This is a genomic window from Nocardiopsis sp. NPDC049922 (assembly GCF_040660275.1).
GTDB lineage: Bacteria > Actinomycetota > Actinomycetes > Streptosporangiales > Streptosporangiaceae > Nocardiopsis.
On record NZ_JBFAME010000007.1, the window covers coordinates 176692 to 199053 of the forward strand.

Genomic DNA, 22362 nt, shown 5'->3' on the forward strand with positions numbered 1-22362 from the left:
CCCCGGGCCGGTCCTCGCGGGGACCGGCCCGGGGCGGCCGGTCAGTAGCGGGTGCCCGCCGCCGTGGGCAGGTCGTCGAGTTCGCGCAGGTCCTCGGGGGTCAGGTCGAGGTCGGCGGCCCCGGCGTTGTCGTGCAGGTAGGCCGACTTCTTCGTGCCGGGGATGGGGATGACGTGGTCGCCCTGGGCCAGGGTCCAGGCGATCGCGACCCGGGCGGGCGTGGTGCCGCGCCGCTCGGCGACGCGCCGCACGACGTCCACGAGGGCCTGGTTGCGGCGGACGGCCTCCTCCTGGAAGCGCGGCTGCCGGGCGCGCAGGTCGCCCTCCTCCAGGCCCTCGGCGGTGACCGTCCCGGTCAGGAAACCGCGGCCCAGCGGGGAGAAGGGGACGAAGGCCGCGCCGTGCTCGGCGCACCAGCCGACGACGTCGCCCGGACCGTCGCCGTCGTTGGCCACGCCCCCGAAGCCGCCCGCGCTCCCGCCCTCGGCGCCCTGGGCGTCGCGGGTCCACAGGGACAGCTCCGACTGGATCGCGGCGACGGGGTGGACGGCGTGCGCCTCGTCGGCCTGGGCGCGGGTGACCTCCGACAGCCCCAGGTGGCGGACCTTGCCCTGGGCGACGAGTTCGGCCAGGGCGCCCCAGGTGTCGGCGAGGGGGACGGCGGGGTCGACGCGGTGCAGGTAGTACAGGTCGACGACGTCGGTGCCGAGGCGGCGCAGGCTCTCGTCGAGGGAGCGGCGGACGTGGTCGGGCGTGCCGTCCCGGTGCATGGCCAGGGTCGCGGCGTCGTCCATGACCAGGCCCGTCTTGGTGGCCAGGACGACCTGGTCGCGGATCCCCCTGAGCGCGCGTCCCGCCAGCTCCTCGTTGTGGCCGCCGCCGTAGACCTGGGCGGTGTCCAGGAAGGTCACGCCGAGGTCGACGGCCTCGCGGATCAGCTCCACCGAACGGGCGTCGTCGCGTTCGGAGGCCGAGTAGGCCCAGCTCATGCCCATGAGGCCGAGCCCGACCCGCCCGACCGGCGTCCCCTGGAACTCACGTGTGCGCACCGTGCTCACCTTCCGTCGTTCGGCGGTGTCCCGCGGCGGCACGCTACCACCGCCGGGTCTTCGATCTCCACGGGATATCAGTGCGCGAACGACTGGCCGTAACCGAAGCCTCGTCCCGTGGCGGCGCCGATCTCCGCGAGGGTGAAGGACAGGACTCCGGTCAGCCCCTCGTCCGTGCCCCGGAAGGCCCATACCGGCCCCGGTTCCCAGGCGTATCCGTCGTCGTCCCGGAGGGGCCGGCCCACCACGACGTCGGTCACACCGTCGCCGTCGGAGTCGAGGGTGCGGATCGACACGAGCGGCCAGGGGTCGATGCTCCACTCCGGCTCCACCGGCCGGGAAGCGGAGACCCCGGCCTCCTCGGGTCCGAACCGCAGCGCGCCGTCCCCGGTGAGGCCCTCGGCGCCGCCCCGCAGAACGACGACGTCGCCCGCGTCGTAGGGGGCGGTCGGACCGGGGCGCGCCACCCCGGCCACGACGTCCGCGTACCCGTCCCCGTCCACGTCCCCGGAGGCCAGCTCGAAGCCGAACTGGTCGCCGTCGGCCGCCTCACCGGGAACGCCCTCGGTGTCCAGGGTCAGGGTGGCCCGCCGCTCTCCCGGCCCGTCCGCCGACCCGTGGACGACCATGATCTCGCTGGGCACGTTCGGGGGGTCCTCCACCGTGCCGTGGGTGAGGACCCGCAGCACCAGGTCCCCGTAGCCGTCGCCGTCGACGTCGGCGACCGTGCCCTCGTCCGCCTCCGGGAGGGGATCGACGGACACGAGTCCCTCCGACGAGCCCAGCCAGACCGGTGTCTCGTAGGCCATCTCCTCGAACGCGGGGAAGCCGACCACGTCGGCCCGGCCGTCACCGTTGAGGTCACCGGAGATCACGCGGAGTTCCCGGGTGTCGACGTAGGCCGTCAGCTCGGTCGCGGTCCGGTCGGGGGCGCCGTCGCGGGAGAAGGGTCCGTACATGAACCGCAGGCCGCCCGCGCCGCCCCCGGCCTCGGAGTCGACGTACAGGAGGTCGGGGTGCCCGTCACCGTCGAAGTCGTCGAGCGCGTCCACCACGCCGTAGGCCGTCCTCTCGCCCAGGGGCACTCCGGAGCCGAGGCCGTCGGCGCTCCCCCACAGCACGAGGGGTCCCCGGTCCCGCGCGGCGCCGACGACCAGGTCCGCGTAGCCGTCGCCGTCGAGGTCGCCGGCGTGGGCGGTGCGACCGAACCGGTCCGCCTCCGTCGGTTCTCCGGGAACGCCGTCGTCCGCTCGGGAGACCGTCCGGGCGGACGAGGGATCGGGGCCGTCCGCCGAACCGGGGACGACCGCGAGGTATCCGGCGTCCCCCGCCCCGTCGACGGTGGCGGAGGGCACGGTGACGACCACGTCGTCGAAACCGTCGCCGTCGAAGTCCGCCCGCTGGGGCCGGTAGGGCCCCGGAGCGGCGGACGGCCGCTCCTGCGGTGGCGGAGGCGTGTCGGCCGGGCCAGCGCACCCGGCGGCGGCCAGGGGGAACAGGGCGGCGACGATCCCGAGGCGGGCGGCGGGGGCGGGGGGCATCGGTCCTTCCGGCTCAGCCGCGCAGGAGCGCCTGGTGGGCCAGCTCCCGGCACACGACCGCGAAGTCCAGTCCGGCCGCGGCCGCCGCCATCGGGAACGTCGAGGTCTCGGTGAGGCCGGGGGCCACGTTGGTCTCCAGGAAGGTGACCTGACCGTCGTCGCCGACGATGAGGTCGGTGCGCGACAGGTCGCGCAGTCCCAGCACGCGGTGGGCGGTCAGGGCCACCTCGGTGGCGGCCGCGACGGCGTCGGCGTCCAGGCGGGCCGGGCAGAAGAACTCGGTGCGCCCGGCGGTGTAGCGCGCGGCGTAGTCGTAGACCCCGCCGTCGGGCACGATCTCCACCGGCGGCAGCGCGACGGGGCCGTCGCCGGTGTCGAGGACGCCCACGGCCAGCTCGGTGCCCTGGATCTGCTCCTCGACGAGCGCGGAGTCGCTGTAGGCGAAGCAGGAGACCAGGGCCGCCGACAGGTCCTGGACCGACGTGACCGGCGCGGCGCCGAACGCGGAGCCGCCCCGGTCCGGCTTGACGAACAGCGGCAGGCCCAGGCGGTCGGCCATCCGGGTGAGCAGGGCGGGCGCGCCCAGGTCGTGGAAGGCCGACTTGGGCAGCGCGACCCCGCGCGGGACGCGCACGCCCTCGGCCGCCATCAGGGCCTTGGCCGCGGGCTTGGAGAAGGCCAGGCGGCACGCCTGCGGGCGGGCGCCGACGTAGGGCACCCCCACCAGTTCCAGCACCTCGCGGATCGCGCCGTCCTCGCCGGCGGCGCCGTGCAGGACGGGGAAGACCACCTGCGGCGGGTCCTCGGACAGCCGGTCCAACAGCGTGCCGTCGACGTCGGCGACCTGGACCTCCACGTCCAGGCGGCGCAGCGCGTCGGCGACGCTCCGCCCGGAGTGGACGCTCACCTCGTGTTCGGGGGACAGCCCCCCGGCGAGTACGAGAACGCGGTCAAGGTCTGCCACGGCGCGGACCTCCTTGTGTGGTGCTGACATGGTGGCGGTGCCCTCGGGGGAAGGTGTCAGGGCAGGTCGGGTGCGGGTGCCTGGCTGCCCTCGGTGGGCGGGGCCAGAGTGCTGCCGAACGTATCACGCAGCTCGAGCTCGCCCTCGATGGCGCCGACCAGGCGGCGCACGCCCTCCCGGATCTGCTCTGGGGTCGGATAGCAGAAGCTCAGCCGCATGTCGGCGCGGCCGCGGCCGTCGGCGAAGAAGCCGGTGCCGGGTACGTAGGCGACGCGTTCGGCGACCGCGCGGGGCAGCATGGCCTTGGCGTCGATGCCCTCGGGCAGGGTGGCCCAGACGAAGAAGCCGCCCTCGGGGCGGGTCCAGGTGCACCCGGCGGGCATCATCGCCTCCAGGGCGCCGAGCATGGCGTCGCGGCGCTCGCCGTACATGGTGTTGAACGCCTTGATCTGCTCGCGCCAGGGGAAGGTCCGCAGGTACCGGCGCACGACCAGCTGGTTGAACGTGGAGTGGCTCAGCATCGCCGACTCGGCGGCCAGGACCAGTTTGGCGCGCACGGGCGCGGGGGCGAGCGCCCAGCCGATGCGCAGGCCGGGCGAGAGGGTCTTGGACAGCGACCCGAGGTAGACGACGTTGCCCGACCCCTGGGAGTAGAGCGTGGGCTGGGCCTCGCCGTCGTAGCGGAGCAGGCCGTAGGGGTTGTCCTCGACCACGAGCACGTCGTGGCGCTCGCAGATCTCCATCACCCGGGCGCGGCGCTCGGCGGTCATGGTGATGCCCGCGGGGTTCTGGAAGTTGGGGACGGTGTAGAAGAACTTGACCCTGCGGCCCTCGCGCGCGGCGCGGGTGAGCGCCTCGTCGAGCTCCTCGGGCACCACGCCGTCCTCGTCCATGGCGACGTGGCGGATGTCGGCCTGGAAGGCGGAGAAGGTGTTGATCGCGGTGACGTAGGTGGGCGCCTCGCACAGGACGACGTCGCCGGGGTCGACGAAGACGCGGGTGATGAGGTCGAGGGCCTGTTGGGAGCCGACGGTGACGATGACGTCGTCCGGGCTGGCGGTGATGCCCTCCAGCGTCATGTAGTCGCAGATCTGCTCGCGCAGCACGGGGTCGCCCTGGGCGGACCCGTACTGGAGGGCGGCCGGTCCCTCCTCGGCGACGACGTCGCGGACGAGTTCGCCGATCTGGTCGAGCGGGAGCGCCGCGACGTTGGGCATGCCTCCGGCGAGGGAGACGACCTCGGGCCGGGACGCGACGGCGAACAGTGCGCGGACCTCCGATGCGACCATGCCCTGTGCTCGGTGTGCGTAGCGGCCGACGTGCGGGTCGATACGCGAACCCTGTTGGCTGGGCTGCTGCTCTCGGTGGTCAGCGGACACGGTCCACCTCCGTCAGGAAGGTCGGTCGGGTGGCCCACGGGCGGGACGTGGGGCCGGTCGCGGTCCCTCGTTCGACGCCGTGCGCCGCCCCCTGGTTCACACGGCGGCCCGGTCTGTGCCGGAGCCCCCGTGCGACGGTCGGGTCGGACGGTCCGGGTGTGCACCCGGACCCGTAAATGCACCGAGTGTAGCCCAGCGGGGTCCTCTCTCCGCCACGAGCTGGCGGTTTCGTGCCGATCGCCACACACGCGCGGCGCCGCCTGGACGGTCGACCCGCCGTCGCCGTCGTGGCCGTCCCTCGATGGGATACCCGCGTGCGGCGGGGGTGCTACGGCCCGATGACCAGAAGATGGAGCACATTTTCACCTTTCCTCGCGAGTCGGACATAGGGCGCATTATCCGCATCTAAGACATTGGCCACATGGGACACCTCCGGGTGCGCACCGCGCCCGGAACGGCACCCCGGGGGGAAGACATGAGAGTCCGCACGACCACCGTTCTCGCTCCGTTGGCCTGCCTGCTCCTGGCCAGCGCCCTCACGACCGCCTGCACCACCGACGACGCGCGCGTGGAACGGGCCGAGGCCGCTCGACGGGAGATGGCGCGAGCCGCGGGCGCGCTGTCGGCGACCGTGCTGCGCCCCGCGGCCGAACGCGCCTTCGCCCGGGCCGGGCACCCGGTCCAGGGAGTGTTGACGTGCGCGAACGAGCCGCCGTCCGGGAGTCCCTCCCCGGGCGCCGGGGAGCAGTCGGCCGGGGCCGAGGGCCGGGAGGAGGCCGAACGGGAGGGCGACGGGGCCGTGGAGGTGCACTGCACGGGCACGACCCGCGACGGGGATCACCTGGTCTTCGAGGGACGGCTGCGGACCGAGGTCCTGGCCGACCGGGAGGCGGGCGACGACGGCCTGCACGGGGTGTTCAGCGGCCGGGTCGGCGGCGCCGAGGTGTTCACGATGGACTGCTTCCAGTGCGCGCCCGCCCTGGCCGGGGAGACCGCCGAGGACGGCGGCGCGGGGTCGGACGGTTCCGAGGAGGCCGCCGGTCGGACGGGCGACGGCACGGGGTGACGGCGTACCCCCGAGGAGCCACCTCGGAGGCACGCCGTGCGTACGGTGCGTCCAGAGAGTTCCCCCATCGCCCTGGACCACCGGGGCCCGCTCGCGCGCTCGCCCATGCCCCGCAACCCCCCTCAAGGTTCCGCGGGCGGCGAACGCCGCTGACGCCGTGGCTCCGGTTGCCGCGCCCTCTCACGCCCGACACCGTCCGCCCGGCCTGGCGGGCCGTGCGCGAACAGTCCACACCATCCCCGCCGAGCAGGCAATGGTTGCACTAGGTTGCGACTCCCCCACCCGCAGCGATGGCTTCGACGCGGTCGGGGTCCCGCTCCCGGAGGGTCCGGACCCCGGGGGCGAGGGATCCGGGCAACAGGTCCGCGCGTTCCCGCGGCCAGGAGACGCGCACCCGCACCTCCTCGCTGAAGCGGTAGGGGCGGCTGTCCAGGATGCCGCCCAGGTGGCGGCGGAGCCGGGAGAGCTCGGCGCGCACGGTCACCACGTGCCCGGCCGCCCCGAACACGTCCTCGGACAGCTGGGCCGCCGTGCGCCCGTCGCGGTGGACGGCCAGGAGCAGGAGGAGTTCGGCGTGGCGCGGGGTGAGACGGTGCGTCCACTCCCCGCTGGGCCCGGCGACCCGCACCGCGGGCGACGCCGCCCTGGACAGCTCCAGGGTGACGGTCGTGGGGCTGGCCGACTCCTTCCCGCACGGTCGGACCAGCCAGCCGCCGGGCAGGGGTTCGAGCGCGCACTCGCCCAGCGCGGGCAGCCAGGCGGTGCCGGTCTCGCGCTGGGTGGGCAGGAGCACCCGGCGAACCGGCTCGATGTGCACGGCGGCCGCGGTCCACCCCGCCTCGTCGACGACCAGGGCGGGTCCGCTCATCCGGGCCAGCAGGGGCGCGGCCACCGCCCTCAGGCGCTCCAGGTGCCCGTGGTGGATGCTCTGGAGGTGCGCCTCGGCCAGCTGGGCGACCGTGTTCACCAGCGCCAGGGTGGAGGGGTGGACGGTCGAGACCGGCCCGGTGACGTCGATGGCGCCGAGCAGGCGTCCGTCGCGCGGGTCGTGCACGGGTGCGCAGGCGCACGTGAGGGCGTGCAGGTTGCGGACGAAGTGCTCGGCCGAGTACACCTGCACGGGCCTGCCCACCACCAGCGCGGTCCCGATGGCGTTGGTCCCGGTGTTGCCCTCGTTCCAGTAGGCGCCCTCCACGAGCCCCACGCGGTCGCCGACCGTCCGCACGCGGTGGGAGCCGTCGCGCCACAGGATCTGGCCGGAGGCGTCCGTGACGAGCATGATGTGCTCGGCCTCGTCGGCGACCGAGACCAGGGCTCGGCGGATGAGCGGCAGCACCTCGGCGATCGGGGAGGCCGACCGGGTGCGGTGGAGTTCGTCGGGTCGGGCCACGCGCGGCGGAGGCCCGCTGTCGGGGTCGATCCCGAAGCGCCGCATGCGGCCCCAGGAGTCCTCGATGACCGGCCGCAGCGCGGCGGGAGCCGGTCGGCCGGTGAGCGCGGCCTCGTGCACCCGGCGCAGCAGGTTGGCGTGTTCTCGGGCGTCGACCCCGGCAGGGAGGGCCGTGTCCAGAGGGGGAAACGACATTTGAGCCCCAGTCCTCACGTTCTCTGCGGAGTTCACCAGTGTCCAACCGCGGATGGGGGGAGGTGGACGGAACCGGAACACGCACGCGGTTCGGCGGCCGGGAGAGGTACCGCGTTCCGATTCCGAGCAGCGGCCTCCCCCATCCACCGTCGACGGTACGGCGCGGCGTGAAACCGGACCACCCGGTTGGAGCGGGTCCGCGGCACACGCCCCGGGAATTCAGTCGCGCGCCCGCCACCGGGTGAGCGCGAACCACAGGCGCATGCGCTGCTCGGCGTCGGCCAGGTCCACGTCCAGGTCGCGCTCGATCCGGCCGATCCGGTAGCGGACGCTGTTGCGGTGGGCCCCGAGGTCGGCCGCCGCCCGGTCCCAGTTGCCGTGGCGCGCGAGCCAGGCCCGCAGGGTGCGGCGCAGGACGCGCGCGGAGTCGGTGTCCCCGGTGAGTGGGCCGAGGATCCGACGGGCGAGGTCGTCGGCGCCGGAGGGGGTGAGCAGCCCGGCGAAGGGGTCGCCGTCCTCCTCCCACACCAGGGGTCCGCCCACGGCGCGGGCCCGCTCCAGCAGGGCGACGGCCCCGCGGTCGGCGCCCGGCAGGTCCTCGGGGGCGACCGGTCCGCTCAGGGCGGCGATCCAGCCGTGCACGCGCAGCTCCTCCAGGTGCGCCCGGTGCTCGTCCTCGCCCCGGTCTGCCAGGACGGCGCGCAGCCCGGGTTCGGGTCCGGCGCCGGTGTCCAGGACCTGGGTGGGCAGGGGCAGCGCCGCCGGTGACGTGCGCCGGCCGGTACCGGCCGGGACGGCGCGCAGCACCCGGTAGGCGGGCGTTCCCCTCTCCCCGGCCCCGGTGAGTTCGGCGAGCAGGGGCGCGGCCGGGTCGGTGAGCCCGCCGTCGACCAGGAGGGCGGTCAGCAGGCGGCCGGGGACGGGCGGCGCGTCGCCGTGGCGGCGCGTGAGCAGGTCCAGCAGGGCGGTGGCGGTGCGCAGGACCGCGCGGTCGGTGATGCCGAGCGGGCGCGGACGGCCCACCAGGACCACGCCGTGGTCGTCCGGGGGCGTGCCGACGGTGTGCAGGAAGACCTCGTCGGGGCCGGAGACCGCCTTGGCGCTGCGGGGGCCGGTGACCTCGGTGAGCTTGGCGACCAGCTCCGTCAGCTCCTCGTCCAGGGCGTCCGGCGCCCCGGAGCTGGTGCGCAGGCCCTCCGGGGCGGCCAGCGCCGACCACGCGCCCAGGGAGTCGGCCAGGACCTCCAGGACCCGGTCCACGGGGCCCGTCGCGGTGACGGCGCGGGTGAGCCGCTGGTGGGCCTCCCCCATGCGGCGCAGGTCGCGCATGCGCCGCTCCTCCAGCTCCTCCCCCACGGCCTGGCTGACGGCGGCGAAGGGGGTGGGGCGGGGCACCTCGACCAGGGGCAGGCCCTGGCTCCGGCACTCCTCGACGAGCGCGGCGGGGAGCGTGTCGTGCACCGGTGTGACGCCGAAGCCGACGGCGCTGACGCGGGCTTGGGCGAGGGAGCGCACGTAGTCGCGCACCCCCTCCGCGCTCCTGGGAAGGTTGAGCCCCGCGGTCAGCACGAGCTCGCCGCCGCGCAGGTAGAGGGCGGGTTCGGCCAGCTCGCTGACGACCGCCCAGACGATGCCGGGGTCGCCCGCGTCGACGACGGCGGTCAGGGCCAGGTCGCGGCGGGCCAGCACGGCGCTGAGCGGGACGGCGTGGGTGTCGGGCCCGGCGACGGAGACGACCACGCGCTCACGCTCCTTCCCACAGTATGGACACTTCATCCAGTTCCGGGGCAACTGTGGTGCCATTCAACCACTGGTAGGAAGCCTACTCGCTCCCTAGTCTGAGCGCAGCACTGTGACCTGCGTCGACGTCGCCGCGAGAACAAGGACGGACATGAACACTCCGATCGGACCCATCGACTCCAGCCGTGTGCCGCGCTTCGCCGGGCCGGCGACCTTCGCCCGGCTGCCCCGCATCGACGAGGTCGAGCGCGCGGACATCGCGGTCGTGGGCGTCCCGTTCGACACCGGGGTCTCCTACCGGCCCGGCGCGCGGTTCGGCCCCTCGGCCATCCGCGAGGCGAGCCGTCTGCTGCGCCCCTACCACCCGGGCCTGGACGTGGCGCCCTTCGAGCGGCTCCAGGTGGTCGACGGCGGCGACATCCCCGTCAACCCGTTCTCCATCGGCGACGCCGTGGAGACCCTGGACGCGGGCGCCTCGCGGTTCGTCGAGGCCGGGACCCGCCTGGTCACCCTCGGCGGCGACCACACGATCGCCCTGCCCCTGCTGCGTTCGCTGTACCGCCAGCACGGCCCCATCGCCCTGCTGCACTTCGACGCGCACCTGGACACCTGGGACACCTACTTCGGCGAGCCCTACACGCACGGCACCCCGTTCCGCCGGGCCGTGGAGGAGGGCATCCTCGACACCGAGGCGATCGCCCACGTGGGCACCCGCGGCCCCCTCTACGGCAAGAAGGACCTGGAGGACGACCGCCGCTTCGGGTTCGGCATCGTGACCGCCGCCGACGTGATGCGCCGCGGCGTCGACGAGATCTCCGACATGCTGCGCCAGCGCGTGGGGAACCGCCCCCTGTACGTGTCCGTGGACATCGACGTCCTCGACCCGGCGCACGCCCCGGGCACCGGCACGCCCGAGGCGGGCGGCATCACCAGCCGCGAGCTGCTGGAGATCCTGCGCGGCCTGTCCGCCTGCAACCTGGTGGGCGGCGACGTGGTGGAGGTCGCCCCGGCCTACGACCACGCGCAGATCACCGCGACCGCGGCCTCGCACGTGGCCTACGACCTGGTCAGCGTCCTGGCCCTGAACCAGTCCCGGAAGTAGGACCGGCGCCGATGGGTGGGAGCGCGCCGAGGAACGGCGGCGACCTGGTGGTCGAGACCCTGGCGGCGCTGGGCGCCACGGTGGCCTTCGGCATCCCCGGCCAGCACGCGCTGGGGCTGTTCGACGCGCTGCGCCGCGCGCCGCTGCGGTTCGTCTCCAGCCGGGTGGAGAACAACGCGGCCTTCGCCGCCGACGGGCACGCCCGGGTGACGGGCGAGGTCACGCCGCTGTTCGTCTCCACCGGTCCCGGCGCGCTGCTCACCCTGGCCTCCCTCCAGGAGTCGCGGGCCTCCTGCGCCCCGGTGCTGGTGGTCAGCTCGCAGGTGCCGCGCGCGGGCCTGGGCGGCGGACGCCACGGGTACCTGCACGAGCTGCCCGACCAGTCGGCGCACTTCGCCGGCGTCGCCAAGTCCGTGGCCACGGTGCGGCACGCGTCCCAGATCCCCTCGGCGCTGGCCGAGGCCTGGCGCGTGGCGGCGTCCGCTCCGGCGGGGCCGGTCCTGGTGGAGATCCCCGAGGACGTGCTCCTGGGTCCGGCGGGGGCGCCGCCGGTCGTGGACGTGGCCGCCGACCCGGTGCCGCTCCGCCCGCGCGAGGAGGTGGTGGCCGAGGCCGCGCGTGTGCTGGACGCGGCCCGGCGACCGATGATCCTCGCCGGCGGCGGCGTGAGCCGGTCCGGCGGGCGGACCGCGCTGGTGGAGCTGGCCGAGGCGTTGCGGGCGCCGGTGGCCACCACGTTCGGAGGCAAGGACGCCTTCCCGTGGGAGCACCCGCTCTCGCTGCGGTCGTGGATCGAGGACCGGCACACGACGGCGTTCCTGGAGAGCGCGGACGTCCTGCTGGTCGTGGGCTCGGGGCTCGGCGAGCTGTCGAGCAACTACCACACGCTGGCCCCGCGCGGCCGGGTCGTGCAGGTGGAGGCCGACCCGGGCAAGCTGGAGGCCAACCTGCCCGCGCTGGGTGTGCACGGCGACGCCGCGCTGACCCTGGCCGCGCTGGTCGGGCGCGTCCGTCGCCGCCCGGAGGCCCCGGAGACGGTCGCGGAGGTCGCCGGGGTGCGGCGGGCCGTGGCCGACCGGCTGGACGGGCAGGACCTGGCCGCCGAGCGGGCGGTGCTGGCGTCGGTGCGCGAGGCGCTGCCCGACACCGCCCCCAGTTTCTGGGACATGACGATCCTGGCGTACTGGGCGTGGTCGGCCTGGGACCCCAGGGGCGCGGGGATGCACTCCGCCCAGGGCGCGGGCGGGCTGGGGTACGCGCTGCCCGCGGCGCTGGGGGCGGCGGTGGCCGCCGACGGCCCGGTTCTCGCGGTCTCCGGCGACGGCGGCGCGATGTACTCGATCGCCGAGCTGGCCACGGCGCGCCAGCACGACCTGGACGTCACGTGGTTGATCGTCGACGACGGCGGCTACGGCGTGCTGCGCGAGTACATGGAGGCCTCCTTCGGCGAGGCCGCCCACACGGAGCTGGCCCGCCCGGACTTCGCCGCGCTGGCCGCCGCGTTCGGCGTCCCGGCCACGGTCACCGCCCCGGGGAGGCTGCGCGAGGACGTGTCCGACGCCCTGGCCCGCCCCGGTCCGGCCGTGGTCGTGCTGCCCATGGTGCTGGGGCTGTTCGCGCCCACGCACCGGTAGGCGCGTTGGCCGACGGTGTCGACCGGGGGCTGGCGTCCTCGGTGTGACCGGTGGCCACGGCCGGGCCCTGCGGGTCAGCGCCGATCCGGGCCCGGGTCAGGCACGTGGTGAGCTCGATCGGCTGACCGTGGCCGGTGTCAGCGGGCGGTCACCGCGTGCCTGGATCGCAGGTGTGAGCGGGTGAGCTCGGTGACGTGCCCGGCCAGGGCGTCGGGGGTCTCCTCCGGATGCTCCAGGAGCCAGTCGGCGCAGGCGTCGGCGGTGCTGACCGCCACGCGCGCCAGGAGTTCGGCGTCCTTGGGGTCGAGGAGGCACCCGGTGCCGTCGGGCACGTCACGGGGGTCGCCGGTGCAGGCGGTGACGAGCTCGACGACCGCGGCCAGCACGCGGTCCCGGGCTCGGACGACCTCGCCCGCGAAGGGTTCGGCCTGGGAGGAGGTCCGTCGGTACAGGACGGTCCAGCTGTCGCGGTTGTCGGTGACGAAGGTGAAGAAGGCCTGGAGTCCCCGGCGCAGCGGGTCGGCTCCGGCGGGGGCCTGGGGGTCCCACACGGCGGTGCGGATGGCGGCGACGAGCCGGTCGGCCTCGCGGCGCACGCACGCGGTGAAGATCCCCTCCTTGGATCCCAGATAGTGGTAGACCGTGGGTTTGGAGGTGCCGGCCGCCTCGGCGATCTCCTCGACGCGTACCGTGTGGTAGTCGCCTCGGGCGAACGCCGTGACGGCGGCGTCGATCATCTGCTTTTCCCGGACACGACGCGGAAGTCGGCGCTGTTTGGTCTTCACGGATTCGAGCCTAGGGGCCCAGTCCGGATTGGCCAGGGGTGGATCGTGGGCGGGCGAGCGGTTCCGGTGACCCTACGATGTCGGACACTGACGCTGACCTGTGACTACCGGTAAGTCCACTCTGACGGAGAGTGGCATTTCCCACATCGGATCGGGTTTGGACGGCCGGAATCCGCACGTGTGTGCGCGGTTTCCGGCCGTCCGGCTCAGGGGCGGGCGCCGCGCAGCTCCAGGGTGCAGCACTTGGCGCCGCCCCCGGCCTTGCGCAGCTCGTCGAGTTCCACGGGGTGGACCGCGTAGCCGAGCCCGCGCAGGCGGTCGGCGAGCGCGGTCGCCTCGGCCGCGATGACGATGTCGCGGCCGTCGCACACGGCGTTGAGGCCCAGCACGGCCGCGTCCTCCTCGGTCGCGATGAGCGCGTCCGGGTAGAGCGAGCGCAGGACGCGCTGGCTGCCCGCCGAGAAGGCGCCCGGGTAGTAGGCCACCCGGTCGCCGGAGAGCGGGAACAGGGCGGTGTCCAGGTGGTAGAAGCGGGGGTCGACCAGTTGCAGGGTGACGACCGGGCGGTCCAGGAAGCGCTCGGCCTCCAGGTGGGCGGCGGCCTCGGTACGGAAGCCCGTGGCGGCCAGGACGACGTCGTCCAGGGTGATGAAGTCGCCCTCTCCCTCGTTGACGTGCTTGGGTTCGCGGGTCTCGGTGTACCCGGCGGTGCGGAACCAGTCCAGGTAGGCGGGGCCCTCGGGGGTGCGTTCGGCGCTGGCGAACCGCGCCCCGTACACCCGCCCGTCCACGACCAGCGCTCCGTTGGCCGCGAAGACCATGTCCGGCAGCCCCTCGATGGGCGCGATCTCGACGACCCGGTGTCCGAGTTCCCGGTACAGGTCGCGCAGTGCCTCCCACTGGCGGATGGCACGCTCGCGGTCGACCCCTGCGGCGGGGTCCATCCAGGGGTTGATCGCGTACTCGACGGCGAAGTACGTGGGGCGGCACATCAGGTAGTGCCGCGGCTTCGGCGGTCCGACCGGTCGCGCCATGGAACCTCCCCGCGTCGCGCACCGGCGGCCACGCTGCCCCGGTGCTGCTGGCCCGGTCCCACCTGCGGTGACCGGGTGATCGAGGAGGAAATACCCGCGCGCAGGGAAGCCCAATATAGGGACTTCCATAAACTCGACCCGCCCCTCTCCGCCGACCGACCAGACGGTATTGCTACTGTCGCGACACCGCGTGATTGGAGCTCTGCCATGAGTACGACCGTCAAGGCCGCCGTCTTCACCGAGACCGGAGCCCCGCCGAGCATCCAGGACCTGGTGCTGCCCGACCCGGGGCCGGGCGAGGTGCGCGTCCGCCTCACGGCGGCGGGGGTGTGCCACTCCGACCTGTCCCTGTCCAACGGAACCCTGCCCCAGCCCTGGCCCGCCGTCCTCGGACACGAGGGGGCGGGCGCCGTCGAGGCGGTCGGTGCGGGGGTGACCGAGGTGACGCCCGGGCAGAGGGTGATCCTCAACTGGGCGCCGCCGTGCCGGGAGTGCTGGTTCTGCGCGCAGGGCGAGCCCCACCTGTGCGAGCACGCCCTGGACCGCGCCGGTCGCACCTACGCCGAACTGACCGACGGCACGCCCGTCTACCCCGGACTGGGCACCGGCGCCTTCGCCGAGGCCACGGTCGTCCCGGCGCACGCGGTGGTGCCGCTGCCCGACGGGGTCGACCCGGCCGTCGCCGCCGTGCTGGGCTGCGCGGTGCTGACCGGGTGGGGAGCGGTGGCCAACTCGGCTCGGGTGCGCGAGGGCCAGTCGGCGGTGGTCCTGGGATTGGGCGGGGTCGGGTTGTCGCTCCTGCAGGCGGCCCGCCTGGCCGGGGCCGACCCGCTGATCGCGGTGGACGCGTCCCCGGCCAAGGAGGAGTTGGCGCGGGCGCTGGGCGCGACGGACTTCCTGGTCGCCGACGGTTCGCTGACCAAGGCCGTGCGGGCGCTGACCGGGGGCCGGGGCGCCGACCACGCCTTCGAGGTGGTCGGCTCGGCCGCGGTCGTGCGCTCGGCGTGGAACGCGACGCGGCGCGGCGGGACCGTGACGGTCGTCGGGGTGGGCGCGCTGGACGACGAGGTGTCGTTCAACGCCCTGGAGCTGTTCCACCAGGCCCGCACGGTGCGCGGGTGCGTGTACGGGTCCAGCGACCCGGCCCGCGACATCCCCGTCCTGGCGGAGCTGGTGCGGTCGGGCGGACTGGATCTGGCCGCGATGGTCACCGACGAGATCCCGTTGTCCGGGGTGCCCGAGGCCTTCGAGCGGATGCGCCAGGGCAGGGGCGGCCGGTCGCTGGTGCGGTTCGGCGCCTGAGGGCTCAGGTCCGCGCCTCCGGGGATCCGGTGCCGTCGTCGGGTCGCCAGGCCCCGCCCCCTTGTCACACCCTGACAAACCCTGTGGCGCGGGACACACACCTCCCTTGCCATGGCGGACTCCCCTGGGCACAGTCGTCGTCATCGCGCCCGACCGTCGAGGGGAAGTGTCCGCATGAGCAGTGGAGTCGACCAGGCCGACGTGGTGGTCGTCGGAGCGGGGCTGGCCGGACTGGTCGCGACCGCCGAACTCGCCGACGCGGGCAAGCGGGTCGTCCTGGTGGACCAGGAGCCCGAGGGTTCCCTGGGCGGGCAGGCGTTCTGGTCGTTCGGCGGGCTGTTCCTCGTCGACTCCCCCGAGCAGCGCCGGATGGGGATCAGGGACTCGGCGGACCTCGCCCTCCAGGACTGGATGGGCACGGCCGCCTTCGACCGTCCCGAGGACGCCTGGCCGCGCCGGTGGGCGGAGGCCTACGTGGACTTCGCGGCCGGGGAGAAGCGCGCGTGGCTGCACGCGCAGGGCCTGCGGATCTTCCCGCTGGTCGGCTGGGCGGAGCGCGGCGGCCACCTGGCCGGCGGACACGGCAACTCGGTGCCGCGCTTCCACATCACGTGGGGCACCGGCCCGGGGATCGTGGCGCCGTTCGAACGCCGGGTGCGCGCGGCCGTCGAGCGCGGGCTGGTCACCCTGCGCTTCCGGCACCGCGTGGACGACCTGGTGGTCGCGAACGGAACCGTCACCGGCGTGCGCGGGGCGGTGCTGGCGCCCAGCGACACCCCGCGCGGGCAGGCCAGCAGCAGGGACGTGGTCGGCGAGTTCGAACTCGGCGCGCAGGCGGTGATCGTCACCTCCGGTGGGATCGGCGCCAACCACGACCTGGTACGGAAGAACTGGCCCGAGCGGCTGGGCACACCGCCCGCGCACATGCTCTCCGGGGTCCCCGAACACGTGGACGGGCGCATGCTCGCCATCACCGAACGGGCGGGCGGGCGGATCGTCAACCCCGACCGGATGTGGCACTACACCGAGGGCATCACGAACTGGAACCCGATCTGGGCGCGGCACGGGATCCGGATCCTGCCGGGGCCGTCGTCGCTGTGGCTGGACGCGACCGGTCGGCGCATGCCCGCGCCGTGCTTCCCCGGGTTCGACACCCTGGGCACGCTGGAGCACATCATGCGCACCGGCCACGAGTACACGTGGTTCGTGCTCTCGCAGAGGATCATCGAGAAGGAGTTCGGGCTGTCGGGGTCGGAGCAGAACCCGGACCTGACCGGCAAGGACCTCAAGCTCGTGCTCAAGCGGGTGCTTCCCGGGGCGCCGGAGCCCGTGGAGGCGTTCAAGCGGCACGGTGAGGACTTCGTGGTGGCCGACCGGCTGCCCGCGCTGATCGAGCGGATGCGGGAGCTGGCGGACGACGGGGTGCTCGACCCCGACACCGTCACCCGCGAGGTGGTCGCGCGTGACCGCGAGATGGTCAACCCCTTCACCAAGGACCTCCAGGTGATGACGATCCACGGCGCCCGCCAGTACCGGGGCGACCGGCTGGCGCGGGTGGCGAAGCCGCACCAGATCCTGGACCCCAAGGCGGGACCGCTGATCGCGGTGCGCCTGCACGTGCTGACCCGCAAGACGCTCGGCGGGCTGCACACCGACCTGGACGCGCGGGTGCTGCGGGCGGACGGGAGCCCGCTCCCGGGGGTGTACGCGGCGGGCGAGGTCGCCGGGTTCGGCGGGGGCGGCGTGCACGGGTACCGGGCGCTGGAGGGGACCTTCCTGGGAGGGTGCGTCTTCTCCGGCCGCACGGCGGGGCGGGCGGCTGCCGCCGCGCTGGGGTAGCGGACGGGGCGATCGATTTCGGCGCCCCCTTCCCCCTGAGCGTCGTCCCCCCTGGCTCGTCGCCCCGGGCGAGTGGCGAAAGCACATCGGCGGATCCGACGAGGCCGCCGGACAGGCGCCCCTGACGGAGCCGGATGTCCCCACGCGCGACGCCCGGCACGGTCCGTGGGCCGACCCGGTGTCGGCGCCGACGAGGCGCGCCAACTATCGTGCCCCTCACCATGTGCGCGGGGCGACGGACGACGGCAACGGCGCCGACGGTCCCCACCCCACCACGGGCGGAGACCCAGGAGGCTGCCTGTATGTTCGAGAAGATCCTCGTGGCCAACCGAGGAGAGATCGCGATCCGTGCGCTGCGTGCGGGCAACGAGTTGCGTGCGAGGACCGTCGCGGTCTTCCCGCACGAGGACCGCAACTCGCTGCACCGGCTCAAGGCCGACGAGGCCTACCAGATCGGCGAGCCGGGCCACCCCGTGCGGGCGTACCTGTCCGTCGAGGAGATCGTGCGGACCGCTCTGGAGGCGGGGGCGGACGCCGTCTACCCCGGATACGGCTTCCTGTCCGAGAACCCCGAGCTGGCCCGGGCGTGCCAGGAGGCGGGCATCACGTTCGTCGGACCGCCCGCCGACGTGCTGGAGCTGACCGGGAACAAGGCCACGGCGGTGGCGGCGGCACGGGCGGCGGGCGTGCCGGTGCTGGGCTCGTCCGAGCCCTCCACGGACGTGGACGCCCTGGTGGCCGCCGCGGAGGAGATCGGTTTCCCCCTGTTCGTCAAGGCCGTCGCCGGTGGCGGGGGCCGGGGGATGCGCCGGGTCGACGCTCCGGGGGCGCTGCGCGAGTCCGTGGAGGCCGCGATGCGCGAGGCCGGCGCGGCCTTCGACGACCCCACGGTGTTCCTGGAGAAGGCCGTGGTGGAGCCCCGCCACATCGAGGTGCAGATCCTGGCCGACGGGCGGGGAGAGGTCATCCACCTCTTCGAGCGGGACTGCTCGGTCCAGCGGCGGCACCAGAAGGTCGTGGAGCTGGCCCCCGCGCCCAACCTCGATCCGGCGCTGCGTGAGCGGATGTGCCAGGACGCGGTGCGCTTCGCCCGCACCATCGGCTACCGCAACGCGGGCACGGTCGAGTTCCTGGTCGACCGGGACGGACGGCACGTCTTCATCGAGATGAACCCGCGCATCCAGGTCGAGCACACCGTGACCGAGGAGGTCACCGACGTCGACCTGGTCCAGGCACAGCTGCGCATCGCCTCCGGGGAGACCCTGGCCGACCTGGGACTGAGCCAGGACTCCATCACCCTGCGCGGGGCCGCGCTCCAGTGCCGGATCACGACCGAGGACCCCGCCAACGGCTTCCGCCCGGACACCGGCACCATCAGCGCCTACCGCTCCCCCGGCGGCTCCGGCATCCGGCTGGACGGCGGCACCGCCGCGGCGGGCACCGAGGTCAGCGCCTACTTCGACTCCCTGCTGGTGAAGCTGAGCTGCCGGGGCCGGGACCTGCCCACGGCGATCAGCAGGGCCCGGCGCGCGGTGGCCGAGTTCCGCATCCGCGGCATCGCGACCAACATCCCGTTCCTCCAGGCGGTCCTGGACGACCCGGACTTCCAGCAGGGCAGAGTCACCACCTCGTTCATCGAGGAGCGGCCCCACCTGCTCACCGCCCGTCCCTCCGCCGACCGCGGCACGCGCCTGCTGACCTACCTGGCCGACGTGACGGTGAACAAGCCGAACGGGGAGCGCCCGCACCTGGTCGACCCCGTCGGCAAGCTGCCCGCGGCCGGTGGGGACGGGCCGCCGCCCGGCTCGAAGCAGCGGCTGGAGGAGCTGGGCCCGGAGGGGTTCGCGCGCTGGCTGCGCGACTCCGACACCCTGGCGGTCACCGACACCACCTTCCGCGACGCCCACCAGTCGCTGCTGGCCACCCGGGTGCGGACGACGGACCTGCTCGCCGTGGCGCCCACGGTGGCCGACACCCTGCCCGGGCTGCTGTCCCTGGAGTGCTGGGGCGGTGCGACCTACGACGTGGCCCTGCGGTTCCTGGCCGAGGACCCGTGGGAGCGGCTGGCGGCGCTGCGCGAGGCGGTGCCCAACATCTGCCTCCAGATGCTCCTGCGCGGCCGCAACACCGTGGGCTACACCCCCTACCCCACCGAGGTGACCTCGGCGTTCGTCCAGGAGGCCGCGGCGACGGGCGTGGACGTGTTCCGCGTGTTCGACGCGCTCAACGACGTGGAGCAGATGCGTCCGGCGATCGACGCGGTCCGCGAGACCGGGACGGGGGTGGCGGAGGTCGCGCTGTGCTACACCTCCGACCTGTCCGACCCGAACGAGAAGCTGTACACCCTCGACTACTACCTGTCCCTGGCCGAGCGCATCGTGGCGGCGGGCGCCCACGTGCTGGCGATCAAGGACATGGCGGGCCTGCTGCGCGCGCCCGCCGCCGCGAGGCTGGTGTCGGCGCTGCGCCGCGAGTTCGACCTGCCCGTGCACGTCCACACGCACGACACCGCCGGCGGGCAGCTGGCGACCTACCTGGCGGCGGTGAACGCGGGCGCGGACGCGGTGGACGGCGCGGTGGCCTCCATGGCGGGGACGACGTCGCAGCCGTCGCTGTCGGCGATCGTGGCCGCCTTCGACCACTCCGAGCGCCCGACCGGTCTGAGCCTGGACGCGGTGAACGCGCTGGAGCCGTACTGGGAGGCCGTCCGGCGGGTGTACGCGCCCTTCGAGGCCGGTCTGGCCTCGCCCACCGGCCGTGTCTACCACCACGAGATCCCCGGCGGGCAGCTGTCCAACCTGCGCACCCAGGCCATCGCCCTGGGGCTGGGCGACCGTTTCGAGGACATCGAGGCGATGTACGCCGCCGCCGACCGGATGCTGGGCAGGCTGGTCAAGGTGACGCCGTCGTCGAAGGTGGTGGGCGACCTCGCCCTGCACCTGGTCGGCGCGGGGGTCGCGCCGGAGGACTTCGAGAAGGACCCGGGCCGGTTCGACGTGCCCGACTCGGTGGTCGGCTTCCTGCGGGGCGAGCTCGGCGTGCCGCCGGGGGCGTGGCCCGAGCCGTTCCGCACCAAGGCCCTGGAGGGACGGGGCGCGGCCCGGCGGACCGAGGAGCTGACGGCGGAGGACCGCGTCGGTCTGGCCGAGGACCGGCGCTCCACCCTGAACCGCCTGCTCTTCCCCGGCCCCACCCGGGAGTTCCAGGCGCACCGCGCGTCCTACGGCGACACGAGCGTGCTCTCCAGCCCGGACTTCTTCTACGGGCTGCGCGAGGGTGAGGAGCACGTGGTGGACCTGGAGCCGGGCGTGCGTCTGCTCATCGGCCTGGAGGCGGTCAGCGAGCCCGACGAGCGCGGCGTGCGGACGGTGATGACCACGCTCAACGACCAGCTCCGCCCGCTGCAGATCCGCGACCGCTCGCAGTCGTCCACGCTGCGCGAGGCGGAGAAGGCGGACCGGAGCGTCCCCGGGCACGTCGCCGCGCCCTTCGCGGGTGTGGTCACGTTGGCCGTGTCCCAGGGGGAGCGGGTGGAGGCCGGCGCCACGGTCGCCACCATCGAGGCCATGAAGATGGAGGCCTCCATCACGGCCCCCGCGGCGGGGGTCGTGTCCCGGATCGCGATCGACGGCGTCCAGCGGGTGGAGGGCGGCGACCTGATCCTCGCCCTGGACTGACCGGACCCCGAGGTCACGGAGGGAGCCGGGCGCCCCGGAAGGGGTGCCCGGCTCCCGTCCCCCTCCACATGACCTCACGGGTCATCGACACGATGACCCCCCTGCGGTGAGACTGGGCGCGCCACTTCCGAGAACCCCAGGAGGCACCGTGGCCACCCTGTCCCTCACCGCCAACGCCCACCCGCTCCGACTGGCCCTGCGCGCGGACGGCCTGGCCTGCGCGGGCGCCGGTCTCGTGCTGCTGCTCGGCGCGCCCGTCCTGCCCGAACTCCTCGGCCTGCCCCTCGCGCTGGTGCTGTCCGCGGGGGCCTTCCTCGTCCCGTTCGCCGTCGTGCTGTGGCTGCTGGCCGCACGCCCGGCGCCGGGGTCCCGGGAGACCGTGCCCGTGGTGGCCCTGAACGCCCTGTGGGTCGTGGGCTCGGTGGCGGTCGTCCTCGTGGCCGCGCCGACGGCGTTCGGCGTGGCCTTCGTCCTCGCGCAGGCGCTGGCGGTCGCGGGGATCACCGTGGTCGAGGAGCTCGCGCTCCGCACGGTCGCGCGGGAGACCGCGTGACCGCGGACGCGGCACTCGCGCGGGAGCCCGGCGTCGGGCCGCTGCTGCGGTCGTGGCGCACCAGGCGGCGGATCAGCCAGTTGGACCTGTCGATCGAGGCGGAGATCTCCACCCGGCACCTCAGCTTCGTGGAGACCGGCCGTTCCCGTCCCAGCCGGGAGATGGTCCTGCGCCTCAGCGAGAGCCTCGACGTGCCGCTGCGGGACCGCAACCGGCTGCTGCTCGCCGCCGGGTACGCCCCGGCCTACGCGGAGACGCCGGTGGACGGACCCGACTTGGCGGCCCTGCGCGGCACGGTCCGGGAGGTCCTCGCCGGTCACGAGCCGTTCCCCACGGTGGTGGTCGACCGCGCGTGGACCCTGCTGGAGGCCAACGCGGGCGTCGCCGTCCTGTTGGAGGGGGTCGCCGAGGAGCTGCTGGAACCGCCGGTGAACGTCCTGCGCGTGGGTCTGCACCCGAAGGGGCTGGCGCCCAGGATCGTCAACCTCGGGGAGTGGCGGGCCCATCTGCTGGACCGGCTGCGCCGGGAGGCGGAGTGGACCGCGGACCCCGGCCTGACGGATCTGTACCGCGAGCTGTGCGCCTACCCGGGCGCCGACTCCGGCGCCTCCCCGAGCGGAGCCGCCGCGACCGCCGCGCTGGCCGTGCCGCTGCGGCTGCGCCACGGACGGGAGGAGCTGGCGCTGCTGTCCACGGTGGCCACCTTCGGCACCCCCGTGGACATCACCGTCTCGGAGCTGCGGATCGAGTCGTTCCTCCCCGCCGACCGCGCCACCTCGCGTGCCCTGCACGCCGCGGTGGCCGCGCTCACCGACGCGGATCCGGCCTGACCCGGCGGGGAGGGGGGATCCGAGCGCCGACGGAGCCGGGCGCCCGGCTCCGTCAATCCTCGGGTGGCTCCTCCTCGGGCCGCGCCTTGCGGGGGCGGCCCCGGCGGGGGATGTCGCGCGCCTCCCCGGGCATGCGACCGGCGTCGTCGAGCGCACGGCGCAGGAGGAACTCGATCTGGGCGTTGGTGCTGCGCAGCTCCTGACCGGCCCACCGCGCGAGCGCGTCGTGGACCGCCGGGTCGAGCCTCAGCAGCACCTTCTTTCGCTCGGGCACGGCCACCT

Annotated in this window: 17 protein-coding genes; 8 read left to right on the forward strand and 9 right to left on the reverse strand. The window is 74.4% G+C overall.

From position 1 onward, the window contains the following. Positions 1-41: 41 nt before the first annotated feature. From AB0I72_RS15410 to AB0I72_RS15425, 4 genes are all read right to left on the reverse strand, one after another. The gene (locus AB0I72_RS15410; RefSeq protein ID WP_358568101.1) at positions 42-1049 is read right to left on the reverse strand and encodes an aldo/keto reductase; all 1008 of its coding nucleotides are present in this window, start codon (positions 1047-1049) and stop codon (positions 42-44) included. Between the two features lie 77 nt (positions 1050-1126). Further along, positions 1127-2590 (reverse strand): FG-GAP and VCBS repeat-containing protein, encoded by a 1464-nt coding sequence (locus AB0I72_RS15415; RefSeq protein ID WP_358568104.1) that lies wholly within the window; start codon positions 2588-2590, stop codon positions 1127-1129. A 13-nt stretch (positions 2591-2603) separates the two neighbouring features. After that, positions 2604-3554, reverse strand: a complete 951-nt coding sequence (locus tag AB0I72_RS15420; protein WP_358568107.1) for a D-alanine--D-alanine ligase — start codon at positions 3552-3554, stop codon at positions 2604-2606. Between the two features lie 56 nt (positions 3555-3610). Further along, positions 3611-4843 carry a PLP-dependent aminotransferase family protein gene (locus AB0I72_RS15425; RefSeq protein ID WP_358568464.1) on the reverse strand — a complete coding sequence of 411 codons (1233 nt, stop codon included), beginning with the start codon at positions 4841-4843 and terminating at the stop codon, positions 3611-3613. Between the two features lie 565 nt (positions 4844-5408). Between AB0I72_RS15425 and AB0I72_RS15430 the strand changes: the two genes are divergently transcribed. Continuing rightward, positions 5409-5999: a hypothetical protein gene (locus AB0I72_RS15430; RefSeq protein ID WP_358568110.1), complete on the forward strand. Its 591-nt coding sequence runs from the start codon at positions 5409-5411 to the stop codon at positions 5997-5999. Between the two features lie 262 nt (positions 6000-6261). Here AB0I72_RS15430 and AB0I72_RS15435 read toward each other — a convergent pair whose 3' ends face one another. After that, positions 6262-7584 (reverse strand): GAF domain-containing protein, encoded by a 1323-nt coding sequence (locus tag AB0I72_RS15435; protein WP_358568113.1) that lies wholly within the window; start codon positions 7582-7584, stop codon positions 6262-6264. A gap of 219 nt (positions 7585-7803) precedes the next feature. After that, positions 7804-9360, reverse strand: a complete 1557-nt coding sequence (locus AB0I72_RS15440) for a PucR family transcriptional regulator (RefSeq protein ID WP_358568467.1) — start codon at positions 9358-9360, stop codon at positions 7804-7806. Between the two features lie 115 nt (positions 9361-9475). Here AB0I72_RS15440 and speB point away from each other — a divergent pair, with 115 nt between their 5' ends. Next, a complete protein-coding gene (gene speB / locus AB0I72_RS15445) occupies positions 9476-10426 on the forward strand; it encodes an agmatinase (RefSeq protein WP_358568115.1) in 951 nt (316 codons plus the stop codon). 11 nt (positions 10427-10437) lie between these two features. After that, positions 10438-12060: a thiamine pyrophosphate-binding protein gene (locus AB0I72_RS15450; RefSeq protein ID WP_358568118.1), complete on the forward strand. Its 1623-nt coding sequence runs from the start codon at positions 10438-10440 to the stop codon at positions 12058-12060. A 137-nt stretch (positions 12061-12197) separates the two neighbouring features. On the opposite strand, the gene AB0I72_RS15455 is transcribed toward AB0I72_RS15450, so the two are convergent. Beyond that, a complete protein-coding gene (locus AB0I72_RS15455) occupies positions 12198-12845 on the reverse strand; it encodes a TetR/AcrR family transcriptional regulator (protein ID WP_358568120.1) in 648 nt (215 codons plus the stop codon). Between the two features lie 206 nt (positions 12846-13051). Continuing rightward, the gene (gene ddaH / locus AB0I72_RS15460; RefSeq protein WP_358568123.1) at positions 13052-13879 is read right to left on the reverse strand and encodes a dimethylargininase; all 828 of its coding nucleotides are present in this window, start codon (positions 13877-13879) and stop codon (positions 13052-13054) included. A 207-nt stretch (positions 13880-14086) separates the two neighbouring features. On the opposite strand from ddaH, the gene AB0I72_RS15465 reads away from it, so the two are divergent. The 5 genes from AB0I72_RS15465 (at position 14087) to AB0I72_RS15485 (ending at position 22080) form a co-directional block, all read left to right on the forward strand. Continuing rightward, positions 14087-15181: an alcohol dehydrogenase catalytic domain-containing protein gene (locus tag AB0I72_RS15465; RefSeq protein WP_358568126.1), complete on the forward strand. Its 1095-nt coding sequence runs from the start codon at positions 14087-14089 to the stop codon at positions 15179-15181. Positions 15182-15355: 174 nt separating this feature from the next. Next, positions 15356-17020, forward strand: a complete 1665-nt coding sequence (locus tag AB0I72_RS15470) for an FAD-binding dehydrogenase (RefSeq protein ID WP_358568129.1) — start codon at positions 15356-15358, stop codon at positions 17018-17020. A 302-nt stretch (positions 17021-17322) separates the two neighbouring features. Further along, on the forward strand, positions 17323-20697 hold the full coding sequence (locus AB0I72_RS15475) for a pyruvate carboxylase (protein ID WP_358568132.1): 3375 nt from the start codon (positions 17323-17325) through the stop codon (positions 20695-20697). 148 nt (positions 20698-20845) lie between these two features. Beyond that, positions 20846-21250, forward strand: coding sequence for a hypothetical protein (locus tag AB0I72_RS15480; protein WP_358568135.1), 405 nt, complete (start codon positions 20846-20848; stop codon positions 21248-21250). After that, complete coding sequence (locus AB0I72_RS15485) at positions 21247-22080, forward strand: helix-turn-helix transcriptional regulator (protein ID WP_358568138.1); 834 nt, start codon at positions 21247-21249, stop codon at positions 22078-22080. Before AB0I72_RS15480 ends, AB0I72_RS15485 begins: the two co-directional genes overlap by 4 nt. A 52-nt stretch (positions 22081-22132) precedes the next feature. Here the strand turns inward: AB0I72_RS15485 and AB0I72_RS15490 are convergent, their stop codons facing one another. Next, positions 22133-22354, reverse strand: coding sequence for a hypothetical protein (locus tag AB0I72_RS15490; protein WP_358568141.1), 222 nt, complete (start codon positions 22352-22354; stop codon positions 22133-22135). Positions 22355-22362: the final 8 nt, after the last annotated feature.